Here is a 16,003-nt window from a genome sequence, read left to right as displayed (position 1 = left end):
TCACTTTCCTTTCGTATTGCGCTTTAACTTGTTTGAAGCGGGTTGTTGAGGAACAAATTTCTTTAACTTTAATCTTTCCTCAAAGAAGTAGATTAATCTCCCGACCTGAAAAATGATGGAAGTAGAAAAATGTATGGCAAATGATTTGCCGAGAGCTTTCCCGCCAACAGTAAGTGCAGCTACTACACTTGTGAACACAATCGAAACGGTATATTGAAATGCGGAGGCATCATCTCCGCCAAATGTTCGTGCAAGTTGTACGATGACCGCAGCGGATGCAGTCCCGCTAATTATACCAGAAATATCCCCGATCACGTCATTACAAAAGCTTGCCACACGGTCGGCATTCCGACAGATCGTAATCGATTGTCGTGAGCCATTGATCTTTTCTGAGGCCATAGCATGGAATGGTACTTCATCTGCTGCAGTTGCTGCAACCCCTATAATATCAAATACAATACCGATAAGCACGATTAAAAATACAATCATAACTCCGATCGCCCATACGACACCTTCGATGAGCAATGTTGAGACAATTGAAAAAATAGCCGCTAACACTAGCGTGATAACGGCAATTCCAGAACTCCATTTTAATGATTTCGTTAGAACTTTATTCATGTATGCTCCTTAATCCCTCAAACAGCCGCTCTAGTCCCTTACCCTAAGTCCGGTAGTTGGTAACCAGATGGACGGCAACTAATTTTTTTGATGATATAACATCATATAATAAAAGTGTTCAAAAGGTTGATGGATTGTCCATCTCTTTTGAACATTTTATTGGATATGTATGGTGGAGTGGTCATTCAGTGAGTAAACACTGCGGCTTAGGTCCAGTAGGTTTTCCCAGAGGGGTACCAGTGCGTTGCCACACTGGAGGTTTCCCTTTAATCCCCTCTTGACGTTGTCACCAATCGTCAGACTAGATTACCACTTAGTCCGCACTATAATCCTCATTGAATGTCACATGGAACAGTCTAGGAGTTTTCCTCGACAGTCTTTACCATTCCCTAGCCTCTTTCGCAGGATTGATTTCATATGGTATGGAATCCTTTCGGCGGCCAACCAGAAATTCATCCTCTTCCATAATCCCCTCAAATCCCACTCAAGGCAGGCTACGCTGCTCACCGATAGTTTCTAGCGACCGAAAAAACCGATGAAAGCAGGTTTATAACCTCAGTTCGCAATAAGGTATTAGCACGCAAATCGCAAAGTTGAGGTCCTCCGCGGCAAAAGGGTCAACGCCCACATGCCTTTGTGGATCGCCCTTTAGCCTTAACTCCCAGTGTAGACCCAAAGCTGGGCGCCTCGAGCCTATACAAGGAACTTCATCGATGTGCCCTTTGGCGGATTTTTAGGCCCGCCCTCAGAAATGGGAGACTGACTAGAATACTGCACCACTCCTCATGTAATTATAATATACCATATTCACGTATTTCGCTCAATATTTCTAATGATCTCTGCTAATCATATAATCTGTAAAATGCTCGAGCCAACTATGATCGATGTTCGCTTTATGCAGATGTCTCTTGGCTTCTTTCACCACATCAAGCAGTTGTTCTTTCGCACCTAACAATGTTAGCAGATGTGGGTATGTACTCTTATTGTTGCCAACATCACTGCCAATCGGTTTTCCAAGCTTATCCTCATCGCCTTCAACATCCAAAATGTCATCCTGAATTTGGAAAGCGAGACCAAGGTAATGTGCGAATTTGACGAGATGTTCCATCTGTTCCTTCGTACCTCCACTAATTCTCGCTCCTGCATATATGGAGTACCCAAGCAATGCACCTGTTTTCTTACGATGAATGTTCTCTAGAGCTTCAATCGTAAGCGATTTACCTTCTCCATCCATATCCGCTACTTGTCCATCCACCATTCCTTCAGGACCTGCGGCATTGGATAGATGGGTGATCAAATCGATTTTCGTGTCACTGTCAAGGCTTTCGGAACGGGAGATCACTTCAAATGCATAAGTGAGTAAACCATCACCCGCAAGGATCGCAAGCGCTTCTCCATAAATCTTATGGTTGGTCGGACTGCCTCTTCTGAAATCATCATCGTCCATTGCAGGAAGATCATCATGAATCAAGGAGTACGTGTGGATCATCTCGACTGCACAAGCGACATCCAGCCCGAGCTTGCTGTTTTTCCCAAACGCCTCAATCGTCATGAGTAGCAGTGTGGGTCTTAAGCGTTTTCCGCCAGCTAGAATGGAGTAAAGCATGGATTCTTTCAACGTAGGTTGGGCATTCAGCGCTTCCACTTTCGCAGGCAGAGCGTCGTCTATGAAGTTTTTCTTCTCCTGTAGGAGCTCCAAAAACCTTTCCTGATCCACCTATTCGTCCTCCTGTATCGTGAACGGCTCAGTTTCGCCATCTTCTTTCAGTAATTCATCCATTTGCTTTTCCACATGCTGCAATTTATCGTGACATTGCTTTGAAAGCTTCATTCCTTCTTGAAATAGTCGGATGGATTCCTCGAGCGGTACGTCACCTTCTTCAAGTTTGCCAACGATTTCTTCAAGCTCTTGCATCGCTTCTTCAAATGATTGTTCTTTCTTCTCTTCCATTACTTTTCACTCTCCTCAAGTCCCCAAACTTGGCAATCCAGTTTCCCGTCCTTCAAACGAACCGAAATCGGATCTCCAGGTTGTACCTGGCTTACACTCTTGATGAGCTTTTCTTGTCCTTCATGGTAAGCGAGGCTGTATCCTCGTTCCATAATGCTTAACGGGCTGAGCGCATTCAACTTTCCGACTTTCTCTTTGAATGCAGCGTTGTGTTGTTCATAGCTGGTGCGCATTTCTTTTTGCAGCATGCGTACAAGGGATTGATGCCTCTCTTTTGACTGTTGATGCAGTTTGGCTGGATGATTCCTTTGCAAGCGATCATGTAAGCGTCCGATATGCTCTTTTTTGCTTGTGAACGCTCTCGTTTTGCTTTTTTGTAAACCCTCGATCAGCCGATCCAGATCTTGTTCCTTCTGTTTGACAAGCTGAGTCGGGTACTTGAATGCATAGGAACGTTGGAGCCGGTTCAGCTCGGTTCTCATGCTCTTCACATGTTCAGAAACTGCTCTAGTCAGACGCAATTCCCTTTGTCGGATCCGCTCTTCCAGCTCCTCAATATGAGGCACTGCGAGTTCCGCCGCTGCTGTTGGTGTAGCTGCTCTTACATCCGCTACAAAATCAGCAATCGTAAAGTCGGTTTCATGTCCGACTGCCGAAATGACCGGAATTTGTGACTTGTAAATACTTCGGGCGACAATTTCCTCATTGAACGCCCACAATTCCTCAATAGAACCACCACCCCGTCCCACGATCAGGACGTCCCAGGTCCCTTTTTCATTCGCGTAGTCGATTGCATGGGAAATGCTAGGGGCTGCATGCGGTCCTTGTACGAGCACAGGCATGACTGTCACTTTTGCGATCGGAAAACGACGTTTGATGGTCGTCAAAATATCCCGTACAGCCGCTCCTGTCGGGGATGTGATGACTCCGATCCGTTTTGGCATTGCTGGTAACGGTTTTTTCGTCTCTTCAGCAAAAAGACCTTCAAAGTCCAGCTTTTTCTTCAGTTCTTCAAATGCTAAAAACAGATTTCCGATTCCATCTGGTTGCATTTCTTTTACATATAATTGATATTGTCCGTGCGGTTCGTAAACGGAAACTTCACCGCGTATCAAGACTTTCATACCCTCTTCTGGTCTGAACTTCAGAAAACGGTTGTTCCCAGCGAACATGACCGCATTGACCCGGCTGTTCGAATCTTTTACCGTAAAATACATATGACCGCGACTGTGGAACTTTACATTCGATAGTTCCCCGCGTAGCCAGATGTCCTGAAGCGTCCTGTCTTGATCGAATTTTCTTTTAATATAACGGGTTAGTTCTGTAATACTGATATAACGATCTTGTTGCATTAATGTACACCTACTTGATGACTCCATTTCGCAGAAAGAATCGTATTTTGAAGCAGCATGGTTATGGTCATCGGTCCTACCCCTTTTGGAACAGGTGTCAGATAAGCCGCGATTTCTTCTGCTTCTTCAAAATTCACATCACCCGTCAGCTTACCATCATCTTTACGATTAATTCCGACATCAATGACGACAGCTCCTGGTTTGATGTAATCTTTCCCGATAAAATTCATTTTGCCGACTGCAACGACGAGTATGTCAGCTTGCTTGGCTATCTCTTTCATATTCGGTGTTCTGGAGTGACAATATGTAACGGTTGCATGCTCATTCAAGAAAAGCTGTCCGACGGGTTTTCCGACGATGTTACTTCGTCCGATCACAACGACATGCTTTCCTTCGATGGTGATGTTCTTCGCTTTGACCATTTCGATGATGCCATAAGGCGTACACGGTAAAAATGCACGTTGCCCGGTCATCATCCTTCCAATATTGATTGGGTGGAATCCATCCACATCCTTCTCTGGTGAAATGGCTTCTATGATGGCTGTTTCAGAGATGTGGTCAGGTAGAGGCAGTTGGACGAGTATGCCGTGACAGGACTCATCCTCATTATATTGATGAATGACTTCTAGCAGTTTTTCCTCAGAGGTCTCTTCCGGAAGTTCAATAAGCTTTCCGTCAATCCCGACTTGTTTACAAGCTTTCGTTTTTCCCTTTACATAGGAAAGCGAGGCAGGATTCTCACCGACGATGATGACCACCAAGCCTGGTACAATCCCCTCTTTTTTCAAACGACTGACTTCTTCTTTCATCTCGTTCCTTTTCGCTTGAGCGATTTCATTCCCTTTGATAAGCTCTGCAACCATTCATATCCCCTCCGCTATTGGATTGTTTTGCTTATTTTTGAAAGGACCGCATTTACAAATCGACCGGATTCGTCTCCCCCGAATGTTTTGGCAAGATCGATCGCTTCGTTGAATGTCACGTTGATTGGAATATCTTCTAAATACTTCATTTCGTAAACGGCCAATCTGAGGACAGAACGGTCGACGTTTCCAATTCTTTCAAAGCTCCAATTTTCCAGGTGACGCTTGATTATTTCATCAATTGGTTCCAAGTTGTCGAGCGTACCTTCTACTAATTGGATCAGGAAAGCATCACGTTCTTCGCCTTCCTCTAATACGTGACCGATCGCTTCATCTCGGTCCAATTCACTTACATCTATTTGGAATAAGGACTGTAATGCCTTCTCCCTTGCAATCCTTCTTTTCATGATTTGATACTTCCTTTCATTTCTTCTCTATCTGATGATAGCATAGAGATTCTTCCCTTAACAGCATACACCATTTTTCTGAGGATTAAGCGTTATTTGCACAGAATGTCAACACAAAAATGATACATTTTCGTGTCTGCGATGAGAGTTCAGAGGAGCATTCCTTGTGCTGACTTCCACGTTCATCACAGGACGTGATGGTACTTAGTCGAAGTTCCTTAAAGCAGTCGAAGATCCATTGGAGACCTAACTTTCTGTTTCCGCAGGAGTATCGTGAATTTCGTTTAAAATCAATATACAAATCCAATATAAAAAACTGACCCGGACGTTGGACATCCTTTTCCCCGATGAAAAAGGGCATAAGGGTCTCACATCCGAGTCAGTTCAATCTTAATATTCCTCGATTTCTTCTAGAGGGTCCGGTTTTCCTTCGAATTGGACACCAACTACATGAACATCAACACGGTTCGGCTCTAAAGCTGTCATAGTGTTCAGCGTGTGGCGGATGTTCTCCTGGATCTTTTCTGCTGTATCCGGAATGGAAACTCCAAAGTTCATCGTTACGAACACATCGATGTTGATTCCATCTTCGGTAAGTTCAACTTTTACCCCTTTACCGAGTGACTTTTTCCCGAAGCGCTCAACAACTCCGGAAGCAAAATTGCCACGCATGGAGGACACGCCCTCCACTTCAGTTGCAGCGATGCTTGAAATCACTTCGATCACTTCTGGTGAGATTTCAACTTTTCCTAAATCTGAATCTTTCTCTTCCATTTCAAATGTTTGATATTCGTTCATTCTACTCACCTCCACTGGAAGCTGATTTTGATGTCAAGTCATACATTTCCAAGAACTTCGTGTTAAATTCTCCACTATTGAAAGCTTCGTGATCCAATAATCGAAGGTGGAAAGGAATTGTCGTATCGATCCCTTCAATGACGAACTCGCTTAATGCGCGTTTCATTCTTCTGATTGCTTCATCACGCGTACTTCCGTACGTAATGACCTTCGCAATCATCGAGTCATAATAAGGTGGGATGAAATATCCTGGATATGCTGCAGAGTCAACTCGTACTCCAAGTCCACCTGGTGGCAGGTACATTTCTATTCTACCAGCTGATGGCATGAAATTCTTGTCCGGGTTCTCGGCATTGATCCGGCATTCGATGGACCATCCATTGAACGTAACATCTTCTTGGGCAAGTGATAGACGTTCACCGGACGCCACTCGAATTTGTTCCTTGATCAAGTCTGTTCCTGTAACCATTTCAGTAACAGGGTGTTCAACTTGGATTCGTGTATTCATCTCCATGAAATAAAAGTTTCCTGTGTTTGATTCGAAGATAAATTCGACGGTACCTGCACCGGAGTAATCCACGGCTTTTGCAGCTCTGACAGCTGCTTGCCCCATTTCTTCACGCTTATCTGGATCAAGTGCTGGAGAAGGTGTTTCTTCCAACAACTTCTGCAGACGACGCTGGATGGAGCAGTCACGTTCACCTAAGTGAATGACATTACCATGATTGTCTCCAAGAACCTGAATTTCTACGTGACGGAAATCCTCGATGTACTTTTCAATATAGACGCCAGGGTTACCGAAAGCGGAAGCCGCTTCCTGCTGGGTCATTTTGATCCCTTTGACAAGCTCTTGCTCAGTGCGTGCGACACGGATCCCTTTACCACCACCGCCGGCAGTTGCCTTGATGATGACAGGGTAGCCCATATCTTCCGCCAACTGAATCGCTTCTTCAGGGGATTCGATGATTCCTTCAGATCCCGGAACGATCGGTACGCCCGCTTCTTTCATCGTCGTACGAGCAACGTCTTTTGTTCCCATACGGTTGATAGCATCCGGACTCGGGCCGATGAATGTGATGTTGCATTCTGCACAGATCTCAGCGAAATCTGCGTTTTCAGCAAGGAATCCGTATCCTGGATGGATAGCGTCCGCACCAGTTAGTGTCGCGACGCTCATGATGTTCGTGAAGTTCAAGTAACTTTCTTTCGCTAAAATCGGTCCGATGCAGTATGCTTCATCAGCCATACGGACATGGAGCGATTCTTTATCCCCTTCTGAATAAACGGCAATCGTCTCAATGTTCATCTCTTTACATGCACGGATGATTCGGACGGCAATTTCTCCTCGGTTAGCAATCAGAACTTTTTTGATCATATGCATCACCTATTGTTTCTTTACAAGGAATAATGGTTGTCCATACTCCACTAGTTGACCATTCTCTACGAGTACTTCCACGATTTCACCATTAACCTCTGCTTCGATTTCGTTGAACAATTTCATCGCTTCAATAATGCAGACGATGGAGTCTTTGGAAACTTTGTCTCCAGACTTCACATATACATCTTCCTCAGGAGATGGTGAAGAATAGAATGTTCCTACCATTGGTGACTCAATCTTATGTAAAGATTCGTCCATTTCTTTGACTGGTTCGCTCTTTTCAGTTTCTTTTTGTTCCTTTTGCTCTGGTTGAGCTTGTTGCTGCTGTTGTGGAGCAGGTGCTGGTTGTTCTACACGTGCTTGAGGAGCTGGGGTTTGTTGGACGACTGTTTCGCCTCCACCCTTCTTCAAGCTGATTTTTGCACCTTCTTGTTCATATTCGAATTCGTTGATGGAGGATTGATCGATTAGTTTGATCAATTCTCGAATTTCTTGAATTTTGAGCATTGCTTCCACTCCTTCTAAATGTCTACGGTTATGATTTATTATAGCATAAAAGATGGCACCTAAAACTTAACACCTTATTATGGGAGCAGGTGCTAATTCGTTTATATCATACCATAATCCTCTTGAACAGTGTAGTTGTAGAAAGAAACCGCTTTCGATTTCGTACCAGGTACATTTTGTGAGGCCTTATGTACCAAGGGTTTTGAAATGGTGCCAGGCACCGATTCAAGACCGTTGATACCACGGCGTTTGTAATCGGTGCCTGGTACGGCAAATGAAAAACAGCCCGATTCCTCGGGCTGTTTCAAATGCTTAATATAGTTTTCGAATTTCGGTTTAATTCTTTGCGGCCTGGTATTGGACTGCCACTTGCTTCTCACCAAGTTGTTCTTTCGCTTTACGCATGATGGCATTCGCTTCTTGAGCAGATAGCTTCTCATCGACGCGGACGATGATCGTCACTTCCTCACCCATCGTGTTGACGAGGACATCTTCATAGCCCATGCCTTTGATCAATGTTTCGAGCGTATCTTCTTTCATTGCGAGCTCCTGTAAAGCGGTCAGTTGATCCAATGCTTCAGATTGTACTTCCGCTGAAACGCTTGTGGAGGCGATGACTTCATTGTATTTTTGTGCAAGCTGAGAACGTTTGTCTTGAATCTTCATGCGTAGTTCCATGAACAATTCATCACTGTTGATTTCAGAGACGACAGACTTGCCATCCGCTTCAGCGCCCTCTTTGCTGGCTTCTTTACCATCCTTCTGTTCAGTGGCAAGATCCGCAGGAGATTGCTCAGGGCTTGTAATGTAGTAAACAGACAACACAATGATCAAGCTCAACATCGTCAACAACCAAACTGTTTGTTTCTTCAATAACATTCCTTATTCCCCCTTCTGCTTTTTCGCAATAACACTGACTTTGTGACTTGGCATATCGAAAACTCTCGATACAGCTTCAATGATCCAATTTTTCACTTGAAGGTTTTCGGCCCCATCCGCGACAATCAATACGCCTGTCACTTGAGGCTTTTCCACACTGACGATGAACGGCTCCTTGCCACCCTTCCCATCAATGATGATGACTTTTTCATCTGTCTGACTTGTCGTCGATTTGCGTTTCCCTCCATTTTTGTCTGTTTCGTCTGTGGTAGATTCTTGCTTGCTGATTTCTTTTTCTACGATTTTCCGGAAGGTAGAGTCCAAAATGACCATCACCTCAGCATCTTGTACTCCAATCATTTCATCCAGGAGCTCTTTCAATTGGTTTTCATAGTGCTCTTCAAGTTCCCGGATCAAGGATGAAGGATCGTCTGATTTTCCCATTGAGAATGTTGGCTTCGATTCCTGATCACCCGCTGCCATATTCATGACTGATGTCGGTTCTGGAGATTGAATCAGGTTTTGAATGAGCATCATGGCAACCCCGAATCCTAGGATTAATAAAATGTATTGCGATTTCCGGTTGAGCTTCTTCCCCTCTTTCGTCGGCTTCAGAATCGATTTGAGCCAGTCATTCTTCTTTTTGTCATCAGACATATTGCATTACGATCCTCCTTCCTCTACTAGTACAATCTGGTCTGTCGGTATTTCCCATACTTTCGAAAGGAATTGTTCAATCTCAGCCAGATCAGGAGATTCCTCCTCCGTTTGGAGGGATGTCGATGTATCAATCTTGACTTCCCTGACCACTTCAATCGATTGTTCCCCTTCAAAGGATTCCACGGTTACGCGGACGACCCATTGGTCTTTTCCCGAGTCGTTCTGGGATTGATCTTGAACTACCACATCCTTTAACCGTTTATCAAATTGTTCTTCTAGCTTTCCTTCCACCTGCTGGCGTAATTGGACAGCCATTTGTTCTAAAATATATGCATCTTGTGAGGCTTGTATTTCACTTTTCTTGTTTTCTATCAAATTTTTCAGCTGAGCTTGGTCCTCTTCACTCCCCTCTACCTGGAACGAAGCCAACTGGGAGTTGAGATCGACAGAGAAGAACTTGATCAATGGATTCAAAATCGAAATGATCAACAAAAGTCCGATGACGACCTTCACATATTTTTGGAACGCGGAAGAAGGGAGTAAGAGTTCCAAGATCGTCGCCAAGAGAATGATGAGGATGATGTTCGTCACCCATTCATATATGAAAGACATAGAGAACTCCCTCCTTCCTTTCTACCTCATCATCAATGTCAGATTACCAGCAGCAATCATCATCGTCACAGCCAGGAAAAACATGAAACATACGATGGAAAGAGCAGCGAAGATGAACATGACATTTTTACTAATGATAGAGAGACATTGGATGATCGGACCTCCACCAAGAGGTTGTAAGACGGCAGCAGCAATTTGATAGATTAAGACGAGAGATAGGATTTTCAATGCCGGGAATGCGCATAAAAGGATCAGGATGACGACTCCAGCGATCCCGACGGTGTTTTTTAATAGAAGAGAGGCACTTAACACCGTATCCGTCGCTTCGGTGAACATTCGCCCGATGACCGGGATGAAATTGCCGGTGATGAATTTCGCCGTCCGAACTGCAACTCCATCTGCAACAGCAGCTGATGCCCCCTGAACACTGATGACACCGAGGAATACGGTGAAAAAGACGAGCATCACCCCGATTGCGACATTCCGTAACAGATTGGCGAGCTGAGTGACTTTATAGTGGTCGGTCAACGTACTGACGATGCTTAATAATGCCGATAAAAATAAGAGCGGCAACACAAAGTGCTGGATCAACATCCCGCTCGTGTTGACGAGAAGGATGATGAACGGATGGAAAAAAGCGACCGACACCAGGCTTCCTGTCGTTGCCATCAAGGCGAGTAGTAATGGAATCAAGGCAACGATGAACGCGTTCATGTTTTGGATCGCATCCGTTGTATACGAAACCGCGACATGGAAGCTGTTCAAGGCGATGACGATCAGGACCATGTAAACCATCCCATAAGCGACCCGGCTGACCGCCTGGTTCTCAAACGCGTTCTGCATCGTTTGAAGCAGCATGCTGAATAATGTCAACATGATCAGCATTCCAAGCAATTTGCCATTGCTCAAAATCTCATGGAAGAGATATTTCAGAAGGGCGATTCCCCACTCCTTGAATGAAAAATCTTTGTCACTTTGGATGAATTCAAGGATGCTCCCCTTCTGACTTTCCGGTAAAAATCCCCCGTATTTATTACGGATTTCATTCCAATACTCCCGTATATCGTCAAAATGTTCTTCTTCAATCTGCAAGCTTTCTTTCAACGGATCGCTGCCATTCGTTTCGGCCATCACTTTAGGCACAGGTTGTCCCATCAACGTAAAAAAAACGATCGCCATCAAGAGTACGGTAAAGAATGTTGGATTTGAACGTTTTGCCACATCATTCCCCCCTAACTTGGCAGCAGATCGATTATCGTTTCAATAAGAACAGTAAGAATCGGAATGGCCATGACCAGTATCAATACTTTGCCTGCCAATTCGATTTTGGACGCCATCGTCCCTTGACCCGCATCCCTCGTAATTTGAGCACCGAATTCAGCGATATAGGCAACTCCGATAATTTTCAGGATCGTCTCCACATACACCATATTCAAGTTCGCATTCGTCGCAAGGCGTTCCAGCATCGTGATGACGGTCTGGATTTTTCCAATCAAGAATAAAAAGACCGCTGCACCTGCAAACAGGACGATCAGAAACGAAAACGCGGGCTTCTGTTCTTTGATGATGATGGTCAGAAAAGTCGCAATCAGGCAAAAACCGACGATTTGGATGATTTCGATTTCAAACCCCTCCTCATCCCTGGAAGAGGAACACACCTCTGATTTGTTGGAACAGATCGTCTAAAAGAGTGATGACGATAAAGAGAACCAACACGAAACCGATTAAAGTGATCCAATGCGCAATGTCCTCTTTCCCCATCTGTTTCAACACGGTATGTAACATCGCGATCACAATACCGATTCCAGCAATTTGAAAAATGGTGTTCACATCGTATGGCATTTCTGTTTCTCCTCTCCAACTAGATGAGCAATATGACAATCAGCAAACCGGTCAAAAACCCGAGACTTTTCACCATGTTTTCATAACGGTGCTGAATTTCTACGGCTTCCTTCTCCTCGCGCTCAAGATGGACGATCGTGAGTCTGATTTGTTTTTGTTGGTGCTCACGGTCGTGCCTCCCAAGTGTTGCTCCGAACTGCTTCAACACCTCCAGCTCACCCTTTTGGAAAGCAGTGTGTCTCTGAATCACTTCCAAACTTTCCTCCCAGGCTTTCTGGACGGTTGTGTGACCTGTATATAATCGTGAAGCAAGTTGTTCAAAAAAGAGGGACAGCGGTTCCTTCATTTGTTTGGATAAATGGGTGCACGCTTCATATAATGGTGTCATCCCATAAACGATTTCTGCTTCTAATGATTGGAGAGCGACTTTCAATTGTCGCAATTGACGAGGCCGCTCCTGCATTCGTTTCGCCCATTCGAAACCAGCCCACGTTGTCGCAAGAATAATACAAAGCGCTCCGATCATGTTCATCGTGAGATCCTCTCTTTATACGAGACTTGGATCGGTTTCAAATCAGCATCGAGAATTCTTTTGATCCGGTTGTTCCCGTGTACGCGCGACATTTCTACGAACCGATCAAACAACTGGATATCCACCAGTTTCTTGAGTGTCGGACGTTTCAATACGTTTTCGATGCTGTATCCATGGGCTGTCATGATCATCTGCACGCCAGCATTGAGAGCTTCCAGTATTGATTCCGCATCCTCCTGCCGCCCGACTTCATCTACTACGATCACTTCAGGGCTCATACTGCGAATCATCATCATGATCCCTTCTGCTTTCGGGCAGGAATCGAGTACGTCGACCCTTGAACCGAGCTCATGTTGGGGCACACCTTGGATGCAACCTGCAATTTCAGAACGCTCATCCACAATCCCCACCTTCGAGCTTTCAATTTTCCATTGTGGCAAGCCTTCACTGGCCACTCTGGCTAAATCTCTGAGTAAGGTTGTCTTCCCAGATTGAGGCGGACCGATGATAAGAGTGTTCAGCCACCGCTTGCTGTAAAGATAGGGAGCCAGTGGAACTGCAATTCCTTGCTTCTGTCTTGCAACCCGGATGTTGAATGAACTCACATCCCGAATTGCTTTGACTTGTCCTTTTTCGGTTATCACTTTTCCCGCCAGCCCTACTCGGTGACCACCTTTGATCGTGATATAACCTCTCCGCAACTCTTCTTCAAAAGCATACAAGGAGAATTGGCTCAGTTTATTCATCAGGTGTATTCCATCTTCAAGGGTGACCATGTAAGGTTCTCTTCCAGTTTTCGATGGATTGAAAGGTCGTCCATTTCTCACAATCTCTAACGGTCTGTTGACTCGAATGCGGATCTCTTCAATCTCCTCTGTTGATGTTAAAGAGGTGATGATCTTTTGAATCGAGTCCGGTAAAACGTGTATGATTTCTTTCATCTGGATCCCACTTCTTTCTGTATGGGCTTGTTTCCAATGTATGCGGCACAAGGGGTTTTATGACCTGTTCAAGCGTTATTTAAGAACACCGATTACGACCAAGCATACGCCTAGTCCAATCAGAGCTAGCTTACTGAATGAAATATCTCCAGCTATTCCGACCAATCCAAGCGACATTGTAAAAATGAAGATGATCGGGCCGACCAAAGCTAACGAACCATTGATGATGATCGCTTTTTGTATCGAGTTGAAATACAACATTAAAACGACTGCTGTGAGTTCAAACGAAGCGGACAGCAACCGGAGACCTGCCATATTCAATACGGTGGAATCAAACAAATCGAGAAGATGCTTCATAAATCGCTCCACTTTCTTTTTTGTACAACCTATGTGAACGATTCAAGAAAAAGAATGGAATATTTGGGGTGGGTGGGGTTACGGTGAGATGAGGGGGAGTTACGACACAAAAAAACTGCCCAAACTCTGTTTGGGCAGCTTCAATTTACGCTATTATGCTCTTGATACGTACTCTCCAGAACGTGTATCGATGATCAGTACGTCTCCTTCGTTGACGAAGAATGGTACTTGAACCGTCAATCCAGTCTGAACAGTCGCAGGCTTCGTACCACCAGAAGCCGTATCACCTTTGATACCTGGTTCTGTTTCAGTCACTTCCAGTTCAACTGTGTTCGGAAGTTCAACCCCGATGATTTCACCCTGGTACATTTGAACTTGGACACTCATGTTTTCCAGAAGATACTTCAGCTCTTCTTGAATTTGAGCGGTTTGAAGCTCAAGCTGCTCATAGGACTCTGTATCCATGAAAGTATGCGCCTCTCCAGAAGAGTAAAGGTATTGCATACGACGATTGTCGATGTGTGCTTTCGCTACTTTTTCCCCGCCACGGAATGTTTTTTCTTGAATCGCTCCAGTACGGAGGTTACGAAGCTTGGAACGGACGAATGCTGCACCTTTTCCTGGTTTAACGTGTTGGAAATCCAGCACTGTCCAGATGCCTCCGTCTACTTCGATCGTCAATCCTGTTTTAAAATCGTTCACTGAAATCATTAGGTTTCCTCCTGTTCTTTACTCGCCTATGATAAACAATTCTTTGGAAGATGTCGACAGCTTTTCGCAGCCTGTTTCGGTAATGACGACGTCGTCTTCGATTCGGACTCCGCCAAGACCCGATACATAAATGCCAGGTTCAACCGTGACAACCATACCTGGCTCAAGGACTGTGTCCAATTTCATCGATAGTCCTGGGCCTTCGTGGACGTCCAACCCGATTCCATGACCTGTGGAATGGCCAAAGTTGTCTCCGAATCCGTGTTCTTTGATATAATCTCTCGTTAATGCGTCCGCTTCCTTACCAGTCATGCCCGGCTTCAATCCTTCTAAGCCTTTCAACTGTGCGTCCAGGACGATTTGATGGATTTCTTTCATTTTCTCACTTGGCTCGCCTACTGCAATCGTACGCGTGATATCGGAGCAATACCCTTTATAGAGCGCACCGAAGTCCAATGTGATCATGTCACCTTTTTCAATGACTTTTTCAGATGCCACACCATGTGGTAATGAAGAACGGATGCCTGAAGCGACAATGATATCGAATGAAGAAGAGGTCGCACCATTTTTACGCATGAAGAACTCCAGCTCATTTGAAACATCAATTTCACGCATGCCCGGCTTGATGTAGTTGAGAATATGTTCGAATGTACGGTCTGCAAGCTCAGCTGCCTCTTTCAAGATTTTCAGTTCATCCGCGTCTTTGACGAGACGGAGTTTTTCAATCGCTCCAGAAATCGGAACGAGATCCGCTTCCACTTTCTCTGCATAAGACTGATGCCCTGCATATGTAAGATAATCCTGTTCGAAACCAAGCTTCTTGATTCCCATTTCCTTCGCCTGGTTCGCCACTTCATCTGTCATCATACCTGTGTGCTTGACGATTTCATAACCTGCTGCTTGTTCATTCGCTTGATCGATATAACGGAAGTCCGTGATGAATTTCGCTTCTTTTTCCGAAATCAAGACAACACCAGATGAGCCTGTGAATGTCGTCATATAGCGACGATTACTAGCACTCGTAATCAGCATTCCGTCAATCCCTTTTTCACTGAATAAAGCTCTTAAACGTTCAATTCGATTCATCTTTCTTCCCCCTTCAAATAATGTAAGAGTCCTCTTAATGCGAGCTCATATCCGACTTTTCCAAATCCGGATATCTGACCGATGACGACTTCTGAAAGAACAGAGGTATGTCTAAAGGATTCTCGAGCATATATATTGGATAGGTGCACCTCGATGGCTGGTAACGAAATGCTCGTAATGGCATCTCGGATCGCATAACTGTAATGTGTGAATGCGCCAGCGTTCAAGATGACGCCGTCGAAATCAGTCTCTGCCTGATGGATCCAATCGATGAGATCTCCTTCGTGATTGGATTGTTTGTGTACAATTTCGCATCCAAGTCCTTTGGCTTTCTCTTCCAAAGTCTCCATGATCTGCTCTAGGGTCTCTTTTCCATAAATCGTTGGTTCACGTTTGCCTAACCTGTTCAAGTTGGGACCGTTGATCACCAGAATTCTCATTATGTACGACTCTCCCTCAAGTTCCTAGAAACCCTTTACAAACGGGACTTTTTTCAATGTTAAAAAAAC

General features: G+C 44.7%; 21 protein-coding genes. All 21 read right to left on the bottom strand.

Annotated elements, in window-relative coordinates; all coding sequences use genetic code 11:
• Nucleotides 1-618 (bottom strand): hypothetical protein, encoded by a 618-nt coding sequence (locus ACXQIQ_RS00720; protein WP_439300650.1) that lies wholly within the window; start codon nt 616-618, stop codon nt 1-3.
• Nucleotides 619-1,447: 829 nt separating this feature from the next.
• Complete coding sequence (locus ACXQIQ_RS00715) at nt 1,448-2,335, bottom strand: polyprenyl synthetase family protein (protein WP_439300651.1); 888 nt, start codon at nt 2,333-2,335, stop codon at nt 1,448-1,450.
• The gene (locus ACXQIQ_RS00710; RefSeq protein ID WP_226546404.1) at nt 2,336-2,569 is read right to left on the bottom strand and encodes an exodeoxyribonuclease VII small subunit; all 234 of its coding nucleotides are present in this window, start codon (nt 2,567-2,569) and stop codon (nt 2,336-2,338) included.
• The gene (gene xseA / locus ACXQIQ_RS00705; protein ID WP_439300652.1) at nt 2,569-3,921 is read right to left on the bottom strand and encodes an exodeoxyribonuclease VII large subunit; all 1,353 of its coding nucleotides are present in this window, start codon (nt 3,919-3,921) and stop codon (nt 2,569-2,571) included. Before xseA ends, ACXQIQ_RS00710 begins: the two co-directional genes overlap by 1 nt.
• Nucleotides 3,921-4,784 carry a bifunctional methylenetetrahydrofolate dehydrogenase/methenyltetrahydrofolate cyclohydrolase FolD gene (gene folD / locus ACXQIQ_RS00700; protein ID WP_439300653.1) on the bottom strand — a complete coding sequence of 288 codons (864 nt, stop codon included), beginning with the start codon at nt 4,782-4,784 and terminating at the stop codon, nt 3,921-3,923. The genes xseA and folD overlap by 1 nt, the downstream gene beginning before the upstream one ends.
• Before the next feature lie 14 nt (nt 4,785-4,798).
• A complete protein-coding gene (nusB, locus tag ACXQIQ_RS00695; protein WP_439300654.1) occupies nt 4,799-5,191 on the bottom strand; it encodes a transcription antitermination factor NusB in 393 nt (130 codons plus the stop codon).
• 390 nt (nt 5,192-5,581) lie between these two features.
• Nucleotides 5,582-5,989 (bottom strand): Asp23/Gls24 family envelope stress response protein, encoded by a 408-nt coding sequence (locus ACXQIQ_RS00690; RefSeq protein WP_226546408.1) that lies wholly within the window; start codon nt 5,987-5,989, stop codon nt 5,582-5,584.
• A gap of 1 nt (nt 5,990) precedes the next feature.
• The gene (accC, locus tag ACXQIQ_RS00685) at nt 5,991-7,364 is read right to left on the bottom strand and encodes an acetyl-CoA carboxylase biotin carboxylase subunit (RefSeq protein WP_439300655.1); all 1,374 of its coding nucleotides are present in this window, start codon (nt 7,362-7,364) and stop codon (nt 5,991-5,993) included.
• 9 nt (nt 7,365-7,373) lie between these two features.
• Nucleotides 7,374-7,874: an acetyl-CoA carboxylase biotin carboxyl carrier protein gene (accB, locus tag ACXQIQ_RS00680; protein WP_439300656.1), complete on the bottom strand. Its 501-nt coding sequence runs from the start codon at nt 7,872-7,874 to the stop codon at nt 7,374-7,376.
• Nucleotides 7,875-8,210: 336 nt separating this feature from the next.
• Nucleotides 8,211-8,753 carry a SpoIIIAH-like family protein gene (locus ACXQIQ_RS00675; protein WP_439300657.1) on the bottom strand — a complete coding sequence of 181 codons (543 nt, stop codon included), beginning with the start codon at nt 8,751-8,753 and terminating at the stop codon, nt 8,211-8,213.
• A 3-nt stretch (nt 8,754-8,756) separates the two neighbouring features.
• A complete protein-coding gene (gene spoIIIAG / locus ACXQIQ_RS00670) occupies nt 8,757-9,410 on the bottom strand; it encodes a stage III sporulation protein AG (RefSeq protein WP_439300658.1) in 654 nt (217 codons plus the stop codon).
• Between the two features lie 6 nt (nt 9,411-9,416).
• Nucleotides 9,417-10,025 (bottom strand): stage III sporulation protein AF, encoded by a 609-nt coding sequence (gene spoIIIAF, locus ACXQIQ_RS00665; RefSeq protein ID WP_439300659.1) that lies wholly within the window; start codon nt 10,023-10,025, stop codon nt 9,417-9,419.
• A 21-nt stretch (nt 10,026-10,046) separates the two neighbouring features.
• The gene (spoIIIAE, locus tag ACXQIQ_RS00660) at nt 10,047-11,204 is read right to left on the bottom strand and encodes a stage III sporulation protein AE (RefSeq protein ID WP_439301966.1); all 1,158 of its coding nucleotides are present in this window, start codon (nt 11,202-11,204) and stop codon (nt 10,047-10,049) included.
• Nucleotides 11,205-11,257: 53 nt separating this feature from the next.
• Entirely contained in the window at nt 11,258-11,647 is a 390-nt protein-coding gene (gene spoIIIAD, locus ACXQIQ_RS00655) for a stage III sporulation protein AD (RefSeq protein ID WP_439301967.1), read from the bottom strand.
• A 13-nt stretch (nt 11,648-11,660) separates the two neighbouring features.
• The gene (gene spoIIIAC, locus ACXQIQ_RS00650; RefSeq protein WP_221565492.1) at nt 11,661-11,867 is read right to left on the bottom strand and encodes a stage III sporulation protein AC; all 207 of its coding nucleotides are present in this window, start codon (nt 11,865-11,867) and stop codon (nt 11,661-11,663) included.
• 19 nt (nt 11,868-11,886) lie between these two features.
• Nucleotides 11,887-12,399 (bottom strand): stage III sporulation protein SpoIIIAB, encoded by a 513-nt coding sequence (spoIIIAB, locus tag ACXQIQ_RS00645; protein WP_439300660.1) that lies wholly within the window; start codon nt 12,397-12,399, stop codon nt 11,887-11,889.
• Entirely contained in the window at nt 12,396-13,340 is a 945-nt protein-coding gene (gene spoIIIAA / locus ACXQIQ_RS00640) for a stage III sporulation protein AA (protein ID WP_439300661.1), read from the bottom strand. The genes spoIIIAB and spoIIIAA overlap by 4 nt, the downstream gene beginning before the upstream one ends.
• Nucleotides 13,341-13,415: 75 nt before the next feature.
• Nucleotides 13,416-13,697 carry a YqhV family protein gene (locus ACXQIQ_RS00635; protein WP_439300662.1) on the bottom strand — a complete coding sequence of 94 codons (282 nt, stop codon included), beginning with the start codon at nt 13,695-13,697 and terminating at the stop codon, nt 13,416-13,418.
• 153 nt (nt 13,698-13,850) lie between these two features.
• Nucleotides 13,851-14,408, bottom strand: coding sequence for an elongation factor P (efp, locus tag ACXQIQ_RS00630; protein ID WP_439300663.1), 558 nt, complete (start codon nt 14,406-14,408; stop codon nt 13,851-13,853).
• Nucleotides 14,409-14,426: 18 nt separating this feature from the next.
• A complete protein-coding gene (locus ACXQIQ_RS00625) occupies nt 14,427-15,494 on the bottom strand; it encodes a M24 family metallopeptidase (RefSeq protein WP_439300664.1) in 1,068 nt (355 codons plus the stop codon).
• Complete coding sequence (gene aroQ / locus ACXQIQ_RS00620; protein WP_439300665.1) at nt 15,491-15,934, bottom strand: type II 3-dehydroquinate dehydratase; 444 nt, start codon at nt 15,932-15,934, stop codon at nt 15,491-15,493. The genes ACXQIQ_RS00625 and aroQ overlap by 4 nt, the downstream gene beginning before the upstream one ends.
• Between the last annotated feature and the right edge of the window lie 69 nt (nt 15,935-16,003).

The sequence above is a fragment of the Pseudalkalibacillus sp. Hm43 genome (assembly GCF_054170705.1).
The sequence above is the reverse complement of the archived record's forward strand: the minus strand, read 5'-3'. Positions and strand labels throughout refer to the sequence as shown.

Excerpts from the sequence above, each read along its gene's own strand:
- ACXQIQ_RS00720 (WP_439300650.1), bottom strand. The coding sequence starts at position 618 with ATGAATAAAGTTCTAACGAAATCATTAAAATGGAGTTCTGGAATTGCC.
- ACXQIQ_RS00710 (WP_226546404.1), bottom strand. The coding sequence starts at position 2,569 with ATGGAAGAGAAGAAAGAACAATCATTTGAAGAAGCGATGCAAGAGCTT.
- xseA (WP_439300652.1), bottom strand. The coding sequence starts at position 3,921 with ATGCAACAAGATCGTTATATCAGTATTACAGAACTAACCCGTTATATT.
- folD (WP_439300653.1), bottom strand. The coding sequence starts at position 4,784 with ATGGTTGCAGAGCTTATCAAAGGGAATGAAATCGCTCAAGCGAAAAGG.
- nusB (WP_439300654.1), bottom strand. The coding sequence starts at position 5,191 with ATGAAAAGAAGGATTGCAAGGGAGAAGGCATTACAGTCCTTATTCCAA.
- ACXQIQ_RS00690 (WP_226546408.1), bottom strand. The coding sequence starts at position 5,989 with ATGAACGAATATCAAACATTTGAAATGGAAGAGAAAGATTCAGATTTA.
- accC (WP_439300655.1), bottom strand. The coding sequence starts at position 7,364 with ATGATCAAAAAAGTTCTGATTGCTAACCGAGGAGAAATTGCCGTCCGA.
- accB (WP_439300656.1), bottom strand. The coding sequence starts at position 7,874 with ATGCTCAAAATTCAAGAAATTCGAGAATTGATCAAACTAATCGATCAA.
- ACXQIQ_RS00675 (WP_439300657.1), bottom strand. The coding sequence starts at position 8,753 with ATGTTATTGAAGAAACAAACAGTTTGGTTGTTGACGATGTTGAGCTTG.
- spoIIIAG (WP_439300658.1), bottom strand. The coding sequence starts at position 9,410 with ATGTCTGATGACAAAAAGAAGAATGACTGGCTCAAATCGATTCTGAAG.
- spoIIIAF (WP_439300659.1), bottom strand. The coding sequence starts at position 10,025 with ATGTCTTTCATATATGAATGGGTGACGAACATCATCCTCATCATTCTC.
- spoIIIAE (WP_439301966.1), bottom strand. The coding sequence starts at position 11,204 with ATGGCGATCGTTTTTTTTACGTTGATGGGACAACCTGTGCCTAAAGTG.
- spoIIIAC (WP_221565492.1), bottom strand. The coding sequence starts at position 11,867 with ATGCCATACGATGTGAACACCATTTTTCAAATTGCTGGAATCGGTATT.
- spoIIIAB (WP_439300660.1), bottom strand. The coding sequence starts at position 12,399 with ATGAACATGATCGGAGCGCTTTGTATTATTCTTGCGACAACGTGGGCT.
- spoIIIAA (WP_439300661.1), bottom strand. The coding sequence starts at position 13,340 with ATGAAAGAAATCATACACGTTTTACCGGACTCGATTCAAAAGATCATC.
- ACXQIQ_RS00635 (WP_439300662.1), bottom strand. The coding sequence starts at position 13,697 with ATGAAGCATCTTCTCGATTTGTTTGATTCCACCGTATTGAATATGGCA.
- efp (WP_439300663.1), bottom strand. The coding sequence starts at position 14,408 with ATGATTTCAGTGAACGATTTTAAAACAGGATTGACGATCGAAGTAGAC.
- ACXQIQ_RS00625 (WP_439300664.1), bottom strand. The coding sequence starts at position 15,494 with ATGAATCGAATTGAACGTTTAAGAGCTTTATTCAGTGAAAAAGGGATT.
- aroQ (WP_439300665.1), bottom strand. The coding sequence starts at position 15,934 with ATGAGAATTCTGGTGATCAACGGTCCCAACTTGAACAGGTTAGGCAAA.